14 protein-coding genes are annotated in these 19,598 nt (G+C 59.1%); 9 read left to right on the forward strand and 5 right to left on the reverse strand.

Features of this window, described 5'->3' with window-relative positions; all coding sequences use genetic code 11:
* Positions 1-43 precede the first annotated feature (43 nt).
* Both N6G83_RS09780 and rlmKL read right to left on the reverse strand, forming a co-directional pair.
* Positions 44-1,948 carry an ABC transporter ATP-binding protein gene (locus tag N6G83_RS09780; RefSeq protein ID WP_260515234.1) on the reverse strand — a complete coding sequence of 635 codons (1,905 nt, stop codon included), beginning with the start codon at positions 1,946-1,948 and terminating at the stop codon, positions 44-46.
* Between the two features lie 5 nt (positions 1,949-1,953).
* Positions 1,954-4,080 (reverse strand): bifunctional 23S rRNA (guanine(2069)-N(7))-methyltransferase RlmK/23S rRNA (guanine(2445)-N(2))-methyltransferase RlmL, encoded by a 2,127-nt coding sequence (rlmKL, locus tag N6G83_RS09785; protein WP_260515236.1) that lies wholly within the window; start codon positions 4,078-4,080, stop codon positions 1,954-1,956.
* Positions 4,081-4,183: 103 nt separating this feature from the next.
* On the opposite strand from rlmKL, the gene N6G83_RS09790 reads away from it, so the two are divergent.
* Complete coding sequence (locus N6G83_RS09790) at positions 4,184-5,287, forward strand: YcbX family protein (RefSeq protein ID WP_016928298.1); 1,104 nt, start codon at positions 4,184-4,186, stop codon at positions 5,285-5,287.
* A 6-nt stretch (positions 5,288-5,293) separates the two neighbouring features.
* Here N6G83_RS09790 and N6G83_RS09795 read toward each other — a convergent pair whose 3' ends face one another.
* Positions 5,294-5,842, reverse strand: a complete 549-nt coding sequence (locus N6G83_RS09795; RefSeq protein ID WP_004928171.1) for a cell division protein ZapC — start codon at positions 5,840-5,842, stop codon at positions 5,294-5,296.
* Between the two features lie 176 nt (positions 5,843-6,018).
* On the reverse strand, positions 6,019-7,029 hold the full coding sequence (gene pyrD / locus N6G83_RS09800) for a quinone-dependent dihydroorotate dehydrogenase (RefSeq protein ID WP_019454516.1): 1,011 nt from the start codon (positions 7,027-7,029) through the stop codon (positions 6,019-6,021).
* Positions 7,030-7,287: 258 nt separating this feature from the next.
* Here pyrD and ssuE point away from each other — a divergent pair, with 258 nt between their 5' ends.
* From ssuE to ssuB, 5 genes are read left to right on the forward strand one after another with little or no spacing between them, the layout of a single operon-like run.
* The gene (ssuE, locus tag N6G83_RS09805; RefSeq protein ID WP_043137622.1) at positions 7,288-7,866 is read left to right on the forward strand and encodes an NADPH-dependent FMN reductase; all 579 of its coding nucleotides are present in this window, start codon (positions 7,288-7,290) and stop codon (positions 7,864-7,866) included.
* Between the two features lie 24 nt (positions 7,867-7,890).
* On the forward strand, positions 7,891-8,856 hold the full coding sequence (locus N6G83_RS09810) for a sulfonate ABC transporter substrate-binding protein (RefSeq protein WP_049295343.1): 966 nt from the start codon (positions 7,891-7,893) through the stop codon (positions 8,854-8,856).
* A gap of 19 nt (positions 8,857-8,875) precedes the next feature.
* Entirely contained in the window at positions 8,876-10,024 is a 1,149-nt protein-coding gene (ssuD, locus tag N6G83_RS09815) for an FMNH2-dependent alkanesulfonate monooxygenase (RefSeq protein ID WP_025302298.1), read from the forward strand.
* Positions 10,025-10,035: 11 nt separating this feature from the next.
* Complete coding sequence (gene ssuC, locus N6G83_RS09820; RefSeq protein WP_049204257.1) at positions 10,036-10,830, forward strand: aliphatic sulfonate ABC transporter permease SsuC; 795 nt, start codon at positions 10,036-10,038, stop codon at positions 10,828-10,830.
* Entirely contained in the window at positions 10,827-11,600 is a 774-nt protein-coding gene (gene ssuB / locus N6G83_RS09825; RefSeq protein WP_025302296.1) for an aliphatic sulfonates ABC transporter ATP-binding protein, read from the forward strand. The genes ssuC and ssuB overlap by 4 nt, the downstream gene beginning before the upstream one ends.
* Positions 11,601-11,652: 52 nt before the next feature.
* Here the strand turns inward: ssuB and pepN are convergent, their stop codons facing one another.
* Positions 11,653-14,271 carry an aminopeptidase N gene (pepN, locus tag N6G83_RS09830; RefSeq protein ID WP_025302295.1) on the reverse strand — a complete coding sequence of 873 codons (2,619 nt, stop codon included), beginning with the start codon at positions 14,269-14,271 and terminating at the stop codon, positions 11,653-11,655.
* Between the two features lie 337 nt (positions 14,272-14,608).
* On the opposite strand from pepN, the gene N6G83_RS09835 reads away from it, so the two are divergent.
* From N6G83_RS09835 to asnS, 3 genes are all read left to right on the forward strand, one after another.
* The gene (locus N6G83_RS09835) at positions 14,609-16,309 is read left to right on the forward strand and encodes a GGDEF domain-containing protein (RefSeq protein ID WP_025302294.1); all 1,701 of its coding nucleotides are present in this window, start codon (positions 14,609-14,611) and stop codon (positions 16,307-16,309) included.
* A gap of 255 nt (positions 16,310-16,564) precedes the next feature.
* Positions 16,565-17,770: a nicotinate phosphoribosyltransferase gene (pncB, locus tag N6G83_RS09840; RefSeq protein WP_025302293.1), complete on the forward strand. Its 1,206-nt coding sequence runs from the start codon at positions 16,565-16,567 to the stop codon at positions 17,768-17,770.
* Between the two features lie 213 nt (positions 17,771-17,983).
* Complete coding sequence (gene asnS / locus N6G83_RS09845) at positions 17,984-19,384, forward strand: asparagine--tRNA ligase (protein ID WP_004928205.1); 1,401 nt, start codon at positions 17,984-17,986, stop codon at positions 19,382-19,384.
* The last annotated feature ends 214 nt before the right edge of the window (positions 19,385-19,598 follow it).

Here is a 19,598-nt window from a genome sequence, read left to right on the forward strand (position 1 = left end):
CGTCGATACCGCCCGCAGCAGCGCGCGGGCGGTATCGCAACGGTCAGCCGTTTTTCATCGCTTCCAGCTCTTCCCAGCGGGCGAAGGCCTGCTCGAGCGCCTGCTCGGCGTTAGCCAACACCGTCAGCACTTCTTGCGTTTCGCTGTGCGGCCGCGTGAAGAAGTCGGCATCGCTCATCTGCGCCTGCAGCGCTTCGATTTCCGCCTCCAGCTGTTCGAGCCGCTGCGGCAGCTGTTCCAGCTCACGCAGCAGGTTGTAACTCAGCTTGGCCGCCGCTTTCTTCGGCTGTTCGGCCTTTTTCTCCGCCGCCGGTTTGCTCGCGCTCGGCGCCGCCTGACGAATCGGTTTCGCCGTCGCGCGCTGATGATGCGCATCGTAGTAACCGCCGACGAAGGCCTTGATCACGCCATGGCCTTCGAAAATCCAGCACTCGGTCACCGAGTTGTCGACGAACTGACGATCGTGGCTGACCAGCAGCACGGTGCCCTGATAGCCGTCGATCAGCTCTTCCAGCAGCTCCAGCGTTTCGACGTCGAGATCGTTGGTTGGTTCATCGAGGATCAGCAGATTGCTCGGTTTCAGAAACAGCTTAGCCAACAGCAGGCGGTTACGCTCACCGCCCGACAGCGCCTTCACCGGCGTCATCGCACGCTTCGGGTGGAACAGGAAGTCCTGCAGGTAGCCCAAGACGTGGCGAGGGCGGCCGTTGACCATCACTTCCTGTTTGCCTTCCGCCAGGTTGTCCATTACCGTGCGCTCCGGATCGAGATCGGCGCGGTGCTGGTCGAAATAAGCCACTTCCAGCTTGGTGCCGCAGTGCACGCGGCCGCTGTCGGCTTTCAGCTGACCGAGCATCAGTTTCAGCAGCGTGGTTTTGCCACAGCCGTTCGGCCCCACCAGCGCAATCTTGTCGCCGCGCTGCACCTGAGCGGAGAAACCGCGCACCAGCACTTTTTCGCCAACCTGATAATTGACGTCTTCCAGCTCGAATACGATTTTGCCGGAGCGGGTCGCCTCTTCCACCTGCATCTTGGCGGTGCCCATCACTTCACGGCGCTCTGAACGCTCGACGCGCAGCGCCTTCAGCGCACGCACGCGGCCCTCGTTACGGGTACGGCGCGCTTTGATGCCCTGACGGATCCAGACCTCTTCCTGCGCCAGCTTGCGATCGAACTCGGCGTTTTGCAGCTCTTCCACCCGCAGCGCTTCTTCTTTGCTCTGCAGGTACAGATCGTAGTTGCCCGGCCAGGAAACCAGCTTACCGCGATCCAGATCGACGATGCGCGTCGCCATGTTGCGGATAAACGAACGGTCGTGCGAGATGAAGACGATGCTGCCGTCGAACTCTTTCAGGAAACCTTCCAGCCAGTCGATGGTTTCGATATCCAGGTGGTTGGTCGGTTCGTCGAGCAACAATACGCGCGGCGAGCTCACCAGCGCGCGGCCCAGCGCCGCTTTACGCAGCCAGCCGCCGGACAGCGAGGAAAGTTCTGCGTCGCCGTTCAACCCCAGCTGCAGCAGCACTTCGCTGATGCGGCTGTCGAGCTGCCAGAGTCCCTGGTGATCGAGGATCTCCATGATTTGCGCCATGCGCGCCAGGTTTTTCTCGCTCGGATCGCTTTCCACCAGGTGGGAAATCGCATGATACGCCTTCAGGTGTTCTGCCTGCTCCGCAACGCCTTCCGCCACGAAGTCGAACACGCTGCCGCCGATATTGCGCGGCGGATCCTGTTGCAGGCGCGCCACGATCAGATCCTGTTCGTAGATCACCCGCCCGTCGTCCAGCGGGATCTCTTTGCCGAGGATCTTCAGCAGCGTAGATTTACCGGCGCCGTTGCGCCCGACCAGACACACGCGCTCGTTGTCTTCGATATGAATTTCGGTGTTGTCTAACAGTGGCGCATCGCTGAAAGAAAGCCAGGCGCCGGACATGCTGATTAACGACATAGTAATTATTTTCCTTCGCCGGCGTGAGTCACCAGCCAGCAGTTGTGGATCTGACGGTTACGGGCAAAGTCCTGCGACAGCGTCTTGGCGGTGATCTCTTTCGCCTCCAGGCCCAGCGCACTCAGCCCTGCCATATCCATTTGGAAACCGCGCTTGTTGTTCGAGAACATGATGGTCCCGTTGCGGCGCAGCAACCGTTTCAAATCTTTCATCAGCGCCAGGTGATCGCGCTGCACGTCAAAGGTGTTCTCCATCCGCTTGGAGTTGGAGAAGGTCGGCGGATCGATGAAGATCACGTCGAACTGTTCGTTGGCGTTGCTCAACCACGACAGACAGTCGGCCTGGATCAATCGATGCTGACGGCCGGTCAGGCCGTTGGCGCGCAGGTTCTTCTCCGCCCATTCCAGATAGGTGCGCGACATGTCCACCGTGGTGGTGCTGCGCGCGCCGCCCAGCCCGGCATGCACGCTGGCGGTGCCGGTATAGGCGAACAGGTTGAGGAAGTCCTTGCCATTGCTCATCTCGCCCAGCATACGGCGTGCGATGCGGTGATCGAGGAACAAGCCGGTATCGAGATAGTCGGTCAGGTTGACCCACAGCTTGGCGTTATACTCTTCCACCAGCAGGAACTCGCCCTTCTGCGCCAGTTTCTCGTACTGGTTTTTGCCCTTCTGCCGCTCGCGCGTTTTCAGGATCAGCTGATTCGACGGCAGCTCCAGCACCGCCAGCGTCGCGTTGATCACATCGAACAGGCGCTGACGCGCTTTCTGTGCATCGACGGTTTTCGGCGGCGCATACTCCTGCACCACCACCTTGCTGCCGTAGCGGTCCACCGCGACGTTGTATTCTGGCAGATCGGCATCGTACAGGCGGTAGCATTCAATGCCTTGTTGCTTCGCCCACTTGTCGAGCTTCTTCAAATTCTTGCGCAGACGGTTGGCGAAATCTTCCGCCACCTGCACGCCGCCGGTAGCGGCACCGGCCGGGCTTGCCGCCAGCTGATAATTTTTCTGCACGCACTCCAGCGGGCCGTTCTTCGCCTTAAACTGGCGCTCGGCGCGCAGCTGCAGGCAGCTCAACAGCTCCGGTGAGGCGCTGAACAGCGACAGCTGCCAACCGCCGAAGGCGCTTTTCATCACGCGGCCCAGCATGTTGTGCAGCGCGATCAGCGCCGGTTCGCTTTCCAGACGCTCGCCATACGGCGGGTTGCTGATCACGGTACCGTGCGGGCCTTCCGGCAGCGGGTTGGTCAACCGCGCGACGTCGCCGACGTTGAAGGTGATCAGTTCGGCGACGCCGGCACGGCGGGCGTTGCCGCGCGCCATCTCAATCACCCGGCGATCGATATCGGAACCGAAGAAGCGAGAGGCGGTTTCCTGCAGACCGCGGCGGGCACGAACCTGTGCTTCGGTGGTGACCTCACGCCACAGTTCGGCGTTGTGACCATTCCAGGCGCTGAATCCCCAGTGTTGACGGTGAAGACCCGGCGCGCGATCGGCGGCGATCATCGCCGCTTCGATCAACAGCGTGCCGGAGCCGCACATCGGATCGAGCATCGGCGTGCCCGGCTGCCAGCCGGAGCGCAGCACGATGGCGGCCGCCAGGTTTTCCTTCAGCGGCGCCTGGCCGGTGAGATCGCGGTAGCCGCGCTGGTGCAGGCCTTCGCCGCTCAGATCGAGCGCCACGCTGGCCATATCGCGTTGCAGGAAGACGTTAACGCGAATATCCGGCTGCTGCTTGGCAACCGTCGGGCGTTGGTCAAGTTTACGGGTGAAGCTGTCGACGATGGCGTCTTTCACCTTCAGCGCGCCATATTGGCTGTTGCGGATCTCTTCGTTCACGCCGCTGAAATGCACGGCAAAAGTTTTATCCACGCCAAAAATGCTCGGCCAGTCGATCGCCTGCACCCCAAGGTACAGACCCAGGTCGCTGTGCACGCGGAATTCGTTCAGCGGCAACAGAATGCGCGAAGCCAGGCGGCTCCACAGCAGGCTTTGGTACAGAAGACGATCGTCACCCTGAAAATGTACCCCGCCCTGCACCACTTTGCAGTCGTGAGCGCCAAGCGCTTCCAGCTCGCTTTTTAACAGTTCTTCCAATCCACGCGCCGTGCTGGCAAACAGAGAGTTCATATCGTACTTATCACCAAAAAGAAAATTGTTGCGCATTATAGCTAATCCGCACCGCTTGTCATAAAGTTGCTCCCTTCTATTTAATCATCGCACGGAGATAAGGGTGATCACGCTTTCCAAACTCTACGTCCATCCGGTTAAATCACTGCGCGGCCTGCAGCTTTCTTACGCCCAGGTCGGCAGCAGCGGTCTGGCCTTCGACCGCAACTTTATGATCACCGAGCCGGACGGCACCTTTATTACCGCGCGCCAATATCCGCAGATGGTGTTGTTCACGCCGGCGCTGTTGCCGGATGGGCTGTTTCTGACCGCGCCGGACGGTGAAAGCGCCGCCATTCGCTTCAGCGACTTCGCCGCCGCGCCGCAGCCGACCGAGGTATGGGGCAACCATTTCACCGCGCTGACTGCGCCAGATGAGATCAACCGCTGGCTGAGCGGCTATTTCCAGCGCGACGTGCAGCTGCGCTGGCTGGGGCCGGAGCTGACCCGCCGGGTCAAGAAACACCCTGAAATCCCGCTGACGTTTGCCGACGGCTACCCTTATCTGCTGATTAACCAGGCTTCGTTCAACGATCTGCAACAGCGCTGCCCCGGCAGCATCAAGCTAGAGCAGTTCCGCCCCAATCTGGTGGTGAGCGGCGCCACCGCCTGGGCCGAAGACGGCTGGCAGGTGATCCGCGTCGGTGACGTGATGTTCGATCTGGTGAAACCCTGCAGCCGCTGCGTGCTTACCACCGTCAGCACCGAGCGTGGCCGCAAGCACCCGAGCGGCGAACCGCTCAGCACGCTGCAAAAATTCCGCTCAGCCGACAACGGCGACATCGATTTTGGCCAGAATATGATCGCGCGCAACAGCGGCATCATTCGCGTGGGCGATACGGTGGAAGTGCTGTCGACCAAGCCGCCGCGCCCTTATGGCGCCGGGAAAGTGGTGGAGAGCGTACAGGCGCCACAAGACAGCGCGCACAGTGTCACGATCGAATATGAAGGCAAGGTGTTTACCGGCAATAACCAGCAGATCCTGCTCGAGCAGTTGGAACAGCAAGGCATCCGCGTACCTTACTCCTGCCGCGCTGGGATTTGCGGCAGCTGCCGCATTACGTTGTTGAGCGGTGAAGTCGCGCCCCTGAAGAAAAGCGCGCTGGGCGACAACGGCACCATCCTGTGCTGCAGCTGCATCCCGAAAAGTGATTTGACGTTGGCGTAATCCGCCTTATACCGCCCTGTCGTAAGCCGGGGCGGCGCTTTCATCCTGCGCGCAGGGTTTCAGCCGATCGTGCATCACCTTGATGGCGTCACCCAATACCATGGTACGGCCAGCGACCGTCAGCTGATTTTGCGCCAGCAGGCACAGGCTGGCGTTATCCCCGGCCTCCACCACCAGCAGGCGCGCTTCCGCGCCGCTCTCCATCACTTTCACCGCCGCCAGCTCGCCATTTTTCGGCTGCAGCGGGTAATGCTGCTGCGAGAAATGCCAGCTCTTTGGCATCAGCGGTTTCAGGAAGCGGTAGGCGACCAGCGCATTCAACACCAGCTCGGCGCGCTGTTCATGGCTCAGCTTGACCTGCTTGCACTGTTCTTCATAGGTGAAATAAAGGGCGGCGTCATCCACGCAAAAAGCGCATTCATCAAAGGCGTCCGGCGTTAACATTTTGGCCGGGAAACGTGAACGAAAGATCATACCATTAGCTAAATCCAGCATTAGCCGATCGTGTTCGGCATCAAAATACCAACGCCAATTATCGTCAGGTTTTATCTTCATTTCGTATCCTTCTCGCTGCCTATGCCAATGCCGCACTCACCCTAAAAGGCGATTTTATCACCGATAAAATAGCTTAAACATCGGATAATTCCGCGAACGATATTTATGCTAACGAACAAAATATAGACGAGCCGGGGGCAGAAATAAACCCCCGGAATAAAATGAGAGGAAAAATATTAGATATGGGTAACGATATCTTTAATCAAACGCGGGCCGTGATAGATAAATCCGGAATAAATTTGCAGCAGGCTCGCGCCGGCCTCCATTTTTTCGCGCGCCGCCGTCAGCGAATCAATGCCGCCTACGCCGATAATCGGCAAGCGCCCCTGCAGTTCGGTGGAGAGGCGACGGATCACTTCGGTGCTGCGTGATTGCAACGGACGCCCGCTTAACCCACCCGCTTGTTCGCAGTAATTCAGCCCTTGGATCAATTTTCGATCCAACGTGGTATTGGTGGCGATCACGCCATCGATATTATGCCGCACCAGGCTATCGGCAATTTGGATCAATTCTTCTTCTGAAAGATCCGGCGCGATCTTTACCGCCACCGGCACATATTTGTGATGCCGCGCATGTAATTCCTGCTGCTTATTTTTAATCGCAGCCAAAAGATCGTCCAGCGCTTCGCCATACTGTAAGGATCGTAACCCCGGCGTATTCGGTGAAGAGATGTTAATCGCGATATATCCGGCATACGGATAAACTTTATCCATGCAGATCAAATAATCGTCTTTTCCCTGCTCGACCGGCGTGTCTTTATTCTTGCCGATATTGATCCCAAGAATGCCGCCGAAATGGGATTTCTTAACGTTTTCAACCAGATTGTCCACGCCATGGTTATTGAACCCCATGCGGTTAATCAGGCCTTCCGCCTCAACCACGCGGAACAAGCGCGGCTTGTCGTTGCCCGGTTGCGGACGCGGCGTCACGGTGCCGACTTCCACATGGCCGAAGCCCATCGCGCCGAACGCATCGATGCATTCGCCGTTTTTATCCAGACCGGCGGCCAATCCCAGCGGGTTTTTAAACGACAGCCCCATGCAGCTGACCGGTTTGGTCGGCACGGACTGACGGACAAGAAACGCTAATGGGGTGCCGGTAATACGGCTGAGCTGACGAAAGGTCACTTCGTGCGCGCGCTCCGGATCGAGCTGGAACAACGCTTTCCTGATGAGGGGGTAGTACATGGACTCTCCTGATTTCCCGGTTGCAAACCGGGGGCGTATTATCCGGTATCCCCCGCCTAATTGGAATTGATTAAAGGCAAAAAAAGCCGTTTTTACGCAATCGTTTTCCCACTTCACCGCCAAATCGGCGCCAATCCGCTTTTGCGCATATCCAAATCAAAAAATGAGATTTAAACAACGCGCCCGGTTGCTGGTAGGTTTAAAACACTTCCCATTGATTTTCTAATTAAACCTAACTTTTAGTTATAAGGAGTGGCAATGCGCGTTATATCACTGGCCGGTAGCCCACGTATCCCATCACGTTCCGCCGCGCTGCTCTCGCTGAGTCAGAACTGGCTGCGGCAGCAAGGGGTGGAAGTGACGGCCTATACCCTGCACGACTTTGACGCCGAAGACCTGCTGTACGCCAACTTCAACAGTCCGGCGATCAAGGCGTTTGCCGAGCAGCTGGCGCAGGCCGACGGCCTGCTGATTTCCACGCCGGTTTATAAAGCGTCGTTCTCCGGCGCGCTGAAAACCCTGCTGGACCTGCTGCCGGAACGCGCACTGGATCATAAGGTGGTGCTGCCGCTGGCGACCGGCGGTTCCGTCGGCCACATGCTGGCGGTGGACTATGCGCTGAAACCGGTGCTGGCGGCGCTGAAAGCGCAAGAGGTGCTGCACGGCGTGTTCGCCGACGACAGCCAGATCCAACTGACCGGCGAAAGCGCCACGCTCACCGACGCCGTGGCCGCCCGGTTGGAAGAGGCGCTCGCCAGTTTCTATTTGGCGCTTGGCCGCCGCAAACCGCCCGCGCTGCGCGTCGCCTCGCCGCTGACGGCGCGTCAAACCGCCTGACATGCCTGGAAAAGGAGGGCCTGAATGAAACAACGCAACGCTTTGCGACGTTGGCTGAGCGCCGCGGCCTTCACCGGCCTGCTGTCGCTGGTCTGGGCCAACGCCGCCGTCGCGCAGGATCCGGCGCAATTTCGCATCGGTTACCAGAAAGGATCGGTGAGTCTGGTGCTGGCGAAAAGCCACCGGCTGCTGGAGGAACGCTTCCCCGCCACCCGCATCAGTTGGATTGAATTTCCCGCCGGCCCGCAGATGCTGGAGGCCTTGAACGTCGGCAGCATCGATCTGGGCAGCACCGGTGATATTCCGCCGATCTTTGCGCAGGCCGCCGGCGCGGATCTGCTGTATGTCGGCGTTGAGCCGCCCAAACCGAAGGCCGAAGTAATCCTGGTGCCGGAAAATAGCCCGATCAAAACCGTCGCCGATCTGAAAGGCCATAAGGTCGCGTTCCAGAAAGGATCCAGCTCACATAACCTGCTGCTGCGATCGCTGCAAAAGGCCGGACTGAAATTTACGGATATCCAGCCCGCCTATTTGACGCCCGCCGATGCGCGCGCCGCATTCCAGCAGGGCAACGTCGATGCCTGGGCTATCTGGGATCCTTATTATTCCGCCGCGCTGCTGCAGGGCGGCGTGCGGGTGCTCGGCGACGGCACCGATCTGAACCAGACCGGTTCCTTCTATCTGGCGGCGCGCCCCTATGTCGAAGCCAATGGCGCCTTTATCAGCCAGGTCCTGACGGTGCTAACCCAGGCCGATGCACTCACCCGCAGCGACCGGGCGCAAAGCGTGACCCTGCTGGCCAACGCCATGGGGCTGCCGGAACCGGTGATCGCCAGCTATCTGGATCACCGCCCCCCGACCGCCATCACACCGCTAGATGCGCATACGATCGCCGCGCAGCAGCAAACCGCCGACCTGTTTTACGCCAACCGGTTGGTGCCGGTGAAGGTCGACATCTCGCAACGCATCTGGCGCCCAAGCGCGCAATAAATACGGGGGAACATTGACGATGAGCCTGAACGTTTTCTGGTTTTTACCCACCCATGGCGACGGCCACTATCTTGGCAGCGCGCAGGGCGCTCGCAGCGTCGATCACGGTTACTTGCAGCAGATCGCCCAGGCGGCGGATCGGCTGGGATTCGGCGGTGTGCTGATCCCCACCGGTCGCTCTTGCGAAGACTCTTGGCTGGTGGCCGCCTCGCTGATCCCGGTCACCCAGCGGCTGAAATTTTTGGTCGCGTTGCGGCCGGGCATCATCTCCCCTACGCTGGCGGCGCGTCAGGCGGCGACGCTGGATCGCCTGTCCAACGGGCGCGCGCTGTTCAATCTGGTCACCGGCGGCGATCCGGAAGAGCTGGCGGCGGAGGGGTTACATCTCAGTCATGAAGAGCGTTACGAGGCCTCGACCGAGTTCACTCATATCTGGCGCCGGGTACTGGAAGGCGAAACCGTCGATTTCGACGGCAAGCATATTCAGGTGAAAGGGGCCAAGCTGCTGTTCCCACCGGTGCAGCAACCGCGTCCGCCGCTCTATTTCGGTGGATCCTCCGCCGCCGCGCAGGATCTGGCCGCCGAACAGGTAGAAATGTACCTCACCTGGGGAGAGCCGCCGGCGCAGGTCAAAGAGAAGATCGAGGAAGTACGCGCCAAAGCGGCGGCGAAGGGCCGACAGGTGCGTTTCGGCATCCGTCTGCATGTCATCGTGCGGGAAACCACCGAAGAGGCCTGGCGCGCCGCCGATCGGCTGATCGCCCACCTCGATGAGGAAACCATCGCCAACGCGCAGCAGGCCTTTGCGCGCTTCGACTCCGTCGGCCAACGGCGCATGGCGGCGCTGCACGGCGGCAAGAAGGACAACCTGGAGATCAGCCCGAACCTGTGGGCCGGCATCGGCCTGGTGCGCGGCGGCGCCGGCACCGCGCTGGTGGGCGATGGCCCGACGGTCGCCGCACGCATGCAGGAATACGCCGATCTGGGCATCGACACCTTTATTCTCTCCGGCTATCCGCATCTGGAAGAGGCCTACCGCGTCGGAGAACTGCTGTTCCCTCACCTCGATCTGGCGCAGGAAGAAACGCCTGCGCGCCTTCAGCCGGTGCGCCCGCAGGGCGAAGTGGTGGCCAACATTTATGTTCCGCAAAAAGTGTCGCAGAGCTGAGGAGCACCCCGATGGCAAATAACGTACAACGCATCCTGTATCGGCTGGCTCCCTGGGCGCTGCCGTTGGCGCTGGTGATCCTCTGGCAAATCGCCGTCGAAACTGGCTGGCTGTCCAACCGCATTTTGCCGGCGCCGAGCGCGGTGCTCGCCGCCTTCTGGCGCCTGAGCCAAAGCGGCGAGCTGTGGCAGCACCTGAGCATCAGTAGCCAGCGCGCGTTGATCGGCTTTGCCATCGGCGGCAGCATCGGACTGATCCTCGGTTTTATTACCGGGTTGTCGCACTGGGGCGAACGTCTGTTGGACAGCTCGGTGCAAATGATCCGCAACGTGCCGCACCTGGCGCTAATCCCACTGGTGATCCTGTGGTTCGGCATCGATGAATCCGCCAAGATCTTTCTGGTGGCGCTCGGCACGTTGTTCCCGATTTATCTCAATACCTATCACGGCATCAAAAACATCGATCGCGGCCTGCTGGAGATGGCGCGCAGCTACGGTCTGAGCGGTTTTCGCCTGTTCACGCAGGTGGTGCTGCCGGGCGCATTGCCGTCGATTATGGTCGGCGTGCGTTTCGCCCTCGGGTTCATGTGGCTGACGCTGATCGTCGCCGAAACCATCTCGGCCAATTCGGGCATCGGCTACCTGGCGATGAACGCGCGTGAATTTCTGCAAACCGACGTGGTGGTGGTGGCGATCGTGCTGTACGCCCTGCTCGGCAAACTGGCGGACGTGGGCGCGCAGCTGCTTGAGCGCGTCTGGTTGCGCTGGCATCCGGCCTATCAACTGAAACAGGGAGAAGCGCTATGACCCTTCCCGCTCGCCTTGCACAAGGCACGCCGGTGACGCTGGAGTCCATCGGCAAACGTTACGGCAACCGCACGGTGCTGGACAATATTCAGCTGCGCATTTCCGCCGGGCAGTTCGTGGCGGTGGTCGGCCGCAGCGGCTGCGGCAAGAGCACCCTGCTGCGCCTGTTAGCCGGCCTGGAACAGGCCAGCAGCGGCGCGCTGCTCAGCGGCAACGCGCCGCTTGCCGCCGCCAAAGAGGATACCCGGTTGATGTTTCAGGATGCGCGCCTGCTGCCGTGGAAAACGGTGATCGACAACGTGGGCCTGGGGCTGCGCGGCCACTGGCACGACGCGGCGCTGCAGGCACTGGACGCGGTCGGTTTGGCGGATCGCGCCCGCGACTGGCCGGCGGCGCTGTCCGGTGGACAAAAGCAGCGGGTCGCCCTGGCGCGCGCGCTGATCCACCGCCCCCGCCTGCTGCTGCTGGACGAACCGCTCGGGGCGCTGGATGCCCTGACGCGCATCGAGATGCAAGGGCTGATAGAGACACTGTGGCAACAGCACGGTTTTACCGTACTGCTGGTGACGCACGACGTCAGCGAAGCCATCACGCTGGCGGATCGCGTGATCCTGATTGAAGAGGGCCACATCGGACTGGATCTGAGCATCGATCTGCCGCGGCCACGCCGCAAAGGTTCGGCCAGGCTGGCGGAACTGGAAGCTGAAGTGCTGGAGCGGGTATTATCACCGCCGGTCACCGCGGCCAGCTCACGCCAGGCGGCGAATTGAACGAAAAAAGGGACGGCGCAGGCCGTCCCTTATCTATATCAGCGTGAAAAGATCAGGCGTCGAGCGCCTTACTGATCTTCTCGTACAGATCGCCGGACAGGTTTTCCAACCCTTTCAACTGTTCCAGCGCCTTGCGCATCAGCGCCTGACGGCCCGCGTCGTAACGCTTCAGGCGAATCAGCGGTTCAATCAGGCGCGCGGCGATCTGCGGGTTGCGCTGGTTGAGATCGCTGAGGATCTCCGCCAGGAACTGATAGCCGCTGCCGTCCGCGGCATGGAACGCCGCCGGGTTGCCGGAAGCGAAGCCGCCGATCAGCGAACGGGTGCGGTTCGGGTTGCTCAGGCTGAACGAGCGGTGTTGCAGCAGCGCGCGCACCTTGCTCAACACGTCTGCCGATGGGCTGCTGCCCTGCAGCACGAACCATTTGTCCATCACCAGGCCATCCTGATGCCAGCGCTCGTCGAACGCCGCCAGCAGCGCATCGCGGCACGGCAGCTGGGCCGCGACCGCAGCAGACAGCGCCGCCAGCGAGTCGGTCATGTTGTCCGCCTGGCGATACTGTTCGCTCACCAGCTGGTCCGCCAGCACCACATCTTCGCCGAACGCCAGATAGCCCAGGCACACATTACGCAAGGCGCGCTTGGCGATCTCGCCATGCTCCACGCGGTAGCCGTCGGTCTTGTTGGCGTGATACACCGCCAGCCACTCATCGGCCAACTCCCGCGCCAGGCAGCGTACGATCGCTTCATGCACCGCGGCGATCGCTTCCGGATCGATAGTGGCGAACAGCTCGGCGATTTCGTTCTCCGACGGCAAGGTCAGGATCTGCGCCGCCAGCGCCGGATCCAATTTTTCGTCCAGCAGCACCGCGCGGAACGCATCGGCCACGTGCAGCGGCAGCGACAGTGGCTGCTTCTGCTGGTGCCGCGCCACGTTCAGTTTGATGTAGGTCGCCAGCAGGCTCTGTGCCGCATCCCAACGCGCAAATTCATTGCGTGCGTGCTGCATCAGGAAGGTCAGTTGCTGATCGCTGTACGGATAGTCCAGTTTCACCGGTGCGGAGAACTCGCGCAGCAGCGAGGGCACCGGCTTGTGCGCCACGCCGTCGAACACGAAAGTCTGCTCCGCTTCGGTGACGTTCAGCACGTTGTTGACCGGCAGCCCCCCCTTTTGTAAGGGGATGACGTTGCCTTCACTGTCGTACAGTTCGATATCCAGCGGGATATGCAGCGGCAATTTCTCCGGCTGATCGGCGGTCGGCGCGGTTTTCTGACTGACATGCAGGCGATATTGCTGGGTTTCCGCATCGTACTCGTCGCGCACCGTCAACAGCGGTGTGCCGGACTGGCTATACCAACGGCGGAAGCGCGACAGATCCACGTTGGACGCGTCTTCCATCGCCTGCACGAAGTCATCGCAGGTGGCGGCGCTGCCGTCATGGCGTTCGAAATAGAGCTGCATTCCTTTCTGGAAGTTCGCTTCCCCCAGCAGGGTGTGCATCATGCGGATCACTTCAGAACCTTTTTCATACACCGTCAGGGTGTAGAAGTTGTTCATCTCGATCACTTTGTCCGGGCGGATGGCGTGCGCCATCGGGCTGGCGTCTTCGGCGAACTGCGCGCCGCGCATTACGCGCACGTTATCGATGCGGTTGACCGAGCGCGATCCCAGATCGGAACTGAACTCCTGATCGCGGAACACCGTCAGCCCCTCTTTCAGGCTGAGCTGGAACCAGTCTCGGCAGGTCACGCGGTTACCGGTCCAGTTGTGGAAGTATTCGTGGCCAATCACCGCTTCGATGTTCAGGTAATCCTTGTCGGTGGCGGTTTCCGCCTTCGCCAGCACATATTTGGAGTTAAAGATATTTAACCCTTTGTTCTCCATCGCGCCCATATTGAAGAAATCGACCGCCACGATCATATAAATGTCGAGATCGTATTCCAGACCGAAGCGGGTCTCGTCCCACTTCATCGAGTTCTTCAGCGACGTCATCGCCCAGTCGGCGCGATCCAGATTGCCGCGATCGACGAACAGCTCCAGTGCGACCTTACGGCCGGAACGGGTGGTGAAGCTGTCGCGCAGCACGTCGAAGTCCCCCGCCACCAGCGCGAACAGGTAGCAAGGTTTCGGGAACGGATCCTGCCATTGCACCCAGTGGCGGCCATCGGCCAATTCACCCTGGCCAATGCGGTTGCCGTTTGACAGCAGGAACGGATAGCGCGCCTTGTCGGCCACGATGCGGGTGGTAAAGCGCGCCAGCACGTCCGGGCGATCCTGGTAATAGGTAATGTGGTGGAAGCCTTCGGCTTCGCATTGCGTGCACAGCGCATCGCCGGACAGGTACAGCCCTTCCAGCGCGGTGTTTTTCGCCGGGTGAATGTCGTTGACGATGGTAAGAGTGAATTGTGCCGGTAACTCATCGATGATCAGCTGGTTATCCTGCTGACGGTAGGCGCTCCACGGTTGGCCGTCGACCTGAATGCTCACCAGCGTCAGATCTTCACCATCCAGCACCAGCGGTGCACCGGCCGTGCCCTGACGTTTGATTTTACTGACGGCGGTCACGCGCGTGGTTTCCGCGTCCAGACTGAAGTCCAAATCGATATCGGTCGTGGTGTAATCGGGCGCGCGATAGTCGTGGCGGTATTTTGCCTGTGGCTGTTGTGTCATAAAAACCCTTAAACATCTCAGTGAGTTATAGGTGCCAGGCCGCTCTTCCCCTTCGTACCGCAGCCGGTGTGTTTCCCGGCAGCGCGCGGCGGGCCTGAATTGTGAATAAACTGTATCACAGCTGGCCGAAAAGCCCAGAGCCGCCGGGCGACCACGATAGAGAAATCAGAGGCAAATCATAAATCGTCCGTCTGGCGGCAGCGCGGGTGACCAATGGCCAAATAAAAATCAGCATTTAATGCTAAAAAACCACCATCGGGGGGCGCCGGCATAGTTGAGGCGGCTCAGGCGGCATGGTGGTATAATTGCGGCATCAGGCCCAGGGATGACTCGCACTATGAAAATCAAATACGCAATCTATTTTTTTACCCTGTGCCTGATGACCTCCTTCTCTCTGTTCATCGTCGATGAGCTGCTTGAAGCCCATACCGATTACCGCGACAACCAACTCAACCTGTACAAAATTGATCGCGCCAAAGAAATCTCCGAAGCCTTCCAGGCGGCGCTGCAGGCTCACCGTCTCAAACGATTGAGCCTGATCGATCCTCAGATCACCCGCGCGCAATGTTTGGCCGCCGATCGGGTGGCGCGCGAGAGAATCACCCGGATCCGCGAACATCTGGACGATGAGGTCGCCAGACAGCTCGGGGTTCGGCAAAAAATTGCCGCGCTGTCGATGATCGGCCTGATGGAACAGTTGCTGGATAATGACAACCTGCAGCTTTCGCAGATCAATAACACCAACGCTAATCTGTTCAACATCAACAGCGCCTATTACATCTCGCAAACCAGCAAGAGCTATTACCGTTATACCTACGATACCCGGATGGTGGATACCGACTCCTTTATGTTTCTCGAGGCCATCCGTCTCAATAACCGGCTGAATATGTCACTGACGGAATTGAGCGATCAGATTATCGACGTCAATGTAAGCCCGCTGGTTCGCAAAGACGCCTATCTGAAGTCCATTCAACTGACCGGCGTGCTGAACGCCCTGAGCACCCGCTTGATCTTCATGAAGATCAACTACGACGATGGACAAATCACCGACATCGTCAATGCGTTACTCGCCCAGGTGTCCGCTGAACGCCTTCAACAGATTACCGATGGGCTGTACACCGCTATCGATACCCACAAGCCCTATCCCACAGCGCTTATCTCGCGCTATGTCGACGATGTGAGCGGGCTTTCGCAGGCGCTGTATCAGCGCAGCTTCGAATTGGAAACCCTCGCCTCGCGCCACAAGATTTACGACAGCCAGACGACCATTTACGGCATGATCGCACTTGCCGGCCTGGTGGTATTGCTGTTCATTTTGCCGGCGCTGGTGTTCTGCACCAGCATCAACCGTTGGCTGACCAAGACCCACAACAATATCGTACGGCTGTCGCGCGGTGAGATGAATATCGATCGCAACGACGCCTTCTACAGCCAGGAACTGATCGCCATCAGCGACGCCATTCAGCAGCTCAGGCAATACCAGTTGGACAAGGTCTCGCTGGAGAGCGAGAAACAACTGCTGATTAAAGAGCTCGAGGCCTCTTCCTTCCTCGATCCGCTCACCAATATCTACAACCGTCGTAAATTCTTCCTTGAATCTCAGCTGCTGGGCGACGGCAGCTACCCGCAGGCCTTTTGCCTGATCGATATCGACAACTTCAAACAGCTCAACGACAGCTACGGCCACGACGTGGGCGACCGGGCGCTGGTGGCATTCGGACACCTGCTGCAACGCGCGTTCCGTGCCAGCGACATTTTCTGCCGCTACGGCGGCGAAGAGTTTGCGGTGCTGCTGGGTAACTGTTCGTTGGACAACGCGCGGGACATCATGGAGCAATTGCGCGCCCGCACTCATCGCCTGACGCTACACCTGGCCGACGGACGGCAAGTGCATTTCACCACCAGCTGCGGCATCGCGCCGGTCAACGCGTTCACCGCACTGCAGGCGGCGATCAAACAGGCGGACGAAGCGCTCTATTTTTGCAAAAAGAGCGGCAAGGATCGGGTCAGCGTGCATACCGAAGCCGGCTTTATCTGATTCGCTGTTTAAAATAATTAACATTATAATTTTTATGACTAATTAGGCTAAGTCATTCACCTTACAGGCATATCTGGCTTTTTTTTCTCCCCGTCGCCGCCAGGCCGTCATAAAGGCACGTTTAATCCTCGACCCGCTTTGGTGATTTATGGTGTGATGCAGCTTCAATAACAGGATAATCCGGGTATACTCCACCCCCACTTTTATGATTATCCGGATTTGGACACGCGCCTGACGAGGATGCTGTAACGCGCTATGACTCAATACGCTTCCCCGATTTTGACATCACTGCTTGATACCGATGCTTATAAGCTTCATATGCAGCAAGCAGTGTTCCATCGCTATCCCGCGATCAGCGTGGCGGCGGAATTCCGCTGCCGCGGCGACGAACTGTTGGGCGAATATGCCGACGAGATCCGCGCGCAGGTGGCGCTGATGAGCCGGCTGGCGCTGACCGACGCCGAATTCGCTTATCTTTCGGGTCTGCCCTTCTTCCGTCAGGATTACCTGAACTGGCTGCGCACGTTCCGCTACGATCCGCAGCAGGTCACCATCGACAACCGCGACGGAAAACTGCACATCCGCATCGCCGGCCCCTGGCGTGAAGTGATCATGTGGGAAGTGCCGTTGCTGGCGGTGATCAGTGAAGTGGTGCACCGCCGGCGCTCGCCGCTGGCGACGCCGGAACAGGCGGTGGCGCATCTGCAAACCAAGCTGGCGCAGTTCAAGGCGCTGGCGGGCGATCTCGACCTTTCGCGCTTCAAGCTGATGGACTTCGGTACCCGTCGCCGTTTCTCTCAGGGCGTGCAGCAGGCCATCGTCAGCACCTTGCAGGCCGAATTCCCGTACCTGTCGGGCACCAGCAATTACGATCTGGCTCATCAGCTCGGCCTGGCGCCGGTCGGCACGCAGGCGCATGAATGGTTCCAGGCGCATCAGCAGATAAGCCCGGTGCTGGCCAACAGCCAGCGCGCCGCATTGCAGGCCTGGCTGGATGAATACCCGGATCAGCTCGGCATCGCGCTCACCGACTGCATTACCATGGATGCCTTCCTGCGCGACTTCGGCCCGCAGTTCGCCGAGCGTTATCAGGGTCTGCGCCACGATTCGGGCGATCCCGTCGAGTGGGGTGAAAAAGCCATTGCCCACTACGAAAAACTGGGCATCGATCCTATGAGCAAAACGCTGGTGTTCTCGGACAACCTGGATCTGGAAAAAGCGCTGGCGCTCTATCGCCACTTCTATCAGCGCATCAATCTCAGCTTCGGTATCGGCACGCGCCTGACCTGCGATATTCCGGGCGTTAAGCCATTGAATATCGTGATCAAGCTGGTCGAATGCAAAGGCAAGCCGGTGGCTAAACTCTCCGACAGCCCCGGCAAGACCATCTGCCAGGACCAAGCCTTCGTCAGGGCCCTGCGCAAAGCCTTCGATCTGCCGCTGGTGAAGAAAGCCAGCTGAACCTCCTCTATATAGAAAGAAAGCCGGCCTGGTTCACGCGCCGGCTTTTTTGTTTTTATCCCGACCGCCCTCTTTTCAGTCAGCCGCAATAAATGTTGCGCCAATCCGATGATTTCTGCTTGTGCTCTGCACCGCGGCAAGTAACATAGCCATTACCCCCATATTCTTGGGTTGTAAGCTATTTCTAAACCAAATTATTAAAGAGAGAAATCTATGAGCGTAGTGCCTGTAGTCGACGTACTGCAAGGTCGTGCTGCGGTTGACAGTGAAGTCACCGTACGCGGCTGGGTACGTACCCGGAGAGATTCAAAAGCTGGTATCTCCTTCCTGGCCGTCTATGACGGTTCCTGCTTTGATCCGTTACAGGCCGTCGTTAATAATTCTCTGCCGAATTATCAGGATGAAGTGCTGCATCTGACTACCGGTTGTTCGGTTGAAGTCACCGGCAAAGTCGTCGCTTCACCGGGCGAAGGCCAGAGCTTCGAACTGCAGGCTACCGCGATCAAAGTGGTCGGCTGGGTCGACGATCCGGACACTTACCCGATGGCGGCCAAACGTCACAGCATCGAATACCTGCGCGAAGTGGCTCACCTGCGCCCGCGTACCAACCTGATCGGCGCCGTGGCGCGCGTGCGTCATACGCTGGCGCAGGCGATTCACCGCTTCTTCCATGAAAATGGCTATTTCTGGGTGTCCACCCCGCTGATCACCGCCTCCGATACCGAAGGCGCCGGCGAGATGTTCCGCGTGTCCACGCTGGACCTGGAAAACCTGCCGCGCACCGACAAGGGCGCCGTCGACTTCAGCGAAGACTTCTTCGGTAAGGAAGCCTTCCTTACCGTTTCCGGCCAGCTGAACGGCGAAACCTACGCTTGCGCGCTGTCGAAGGTTTACACCTTCGGCCCAACCTTCCGCGCCGAAAACTCCAACACCAGCCGCCACCTGGCGGAATTCTGGATGATCGAGCCAGAAGTGGCCTTCGCGACGCTGGACGACGTTGCCGGCCTGGCCGAAAGCATGCTGAAGTATGTGTTCCAGGCGGTGCTGGATGAACGCGCCGACGATCTGAAATTCTTCGCCGAGCGCGTGGATAAAGACGCTATCGCTCGTCTGGAGCGTTTCGTTTCTTCCGATTTCGCCCAGGTGGACTACACCGACGCCATTGAGATCCTGCTGGCCTCGGGCCAAACCTTCGAAAACCCGGTTTCCTGGGGTATCGATCTCTCTTCCGAACATGAACGTTATCTGGCGGAGAAACACTTCCAAGCGCCGGTGGTGGTGAAAAACTACCCGAAAGACATCAAAGCGTTCTATATGCGCATGAACGAAGACGGCAAAACCGTTGCAGCCATGGACGTGCTGGCACCCGGCATCGGCGAAATCATCGGCGGCTCGCAGCGTGAAGAACGCCTCGACGTGCTCGATCAGCGTCTGGAAGAGATGGGTCTGAATAAAGAAGACTACTGGTGGTATCGCGATCTGCGCCGCTACGGCACCGTGCCGCATTCCGGTTTCGGCCTGGGCTTTGAACGTTTAATCGCCTATGTCACCGGCGTGCAAAACGTGCGCGATGTGATTCCATTCCCACGCACGCCACGTAACGCAAGCTTCTAATTTATACGATCACTCGTTTTTTAAACGATTTCGTTACAAAACAAAGGCCAGCCTCGCTGGCCTTTCGCATTTTTTAATATTGACGCACGTCACAAAGTTCCCGAAAAATTACATTTGGTTACACATACTTTCCTTTTGCAACCTGATTGGGACATTGGTATCATTTTCGTCCTAGATTAACCCGCCTGTGAATGGAACACTGCGTTCAGACACA

This window comes from Serratia sp. PL7 (assembly GCF_945957435.1).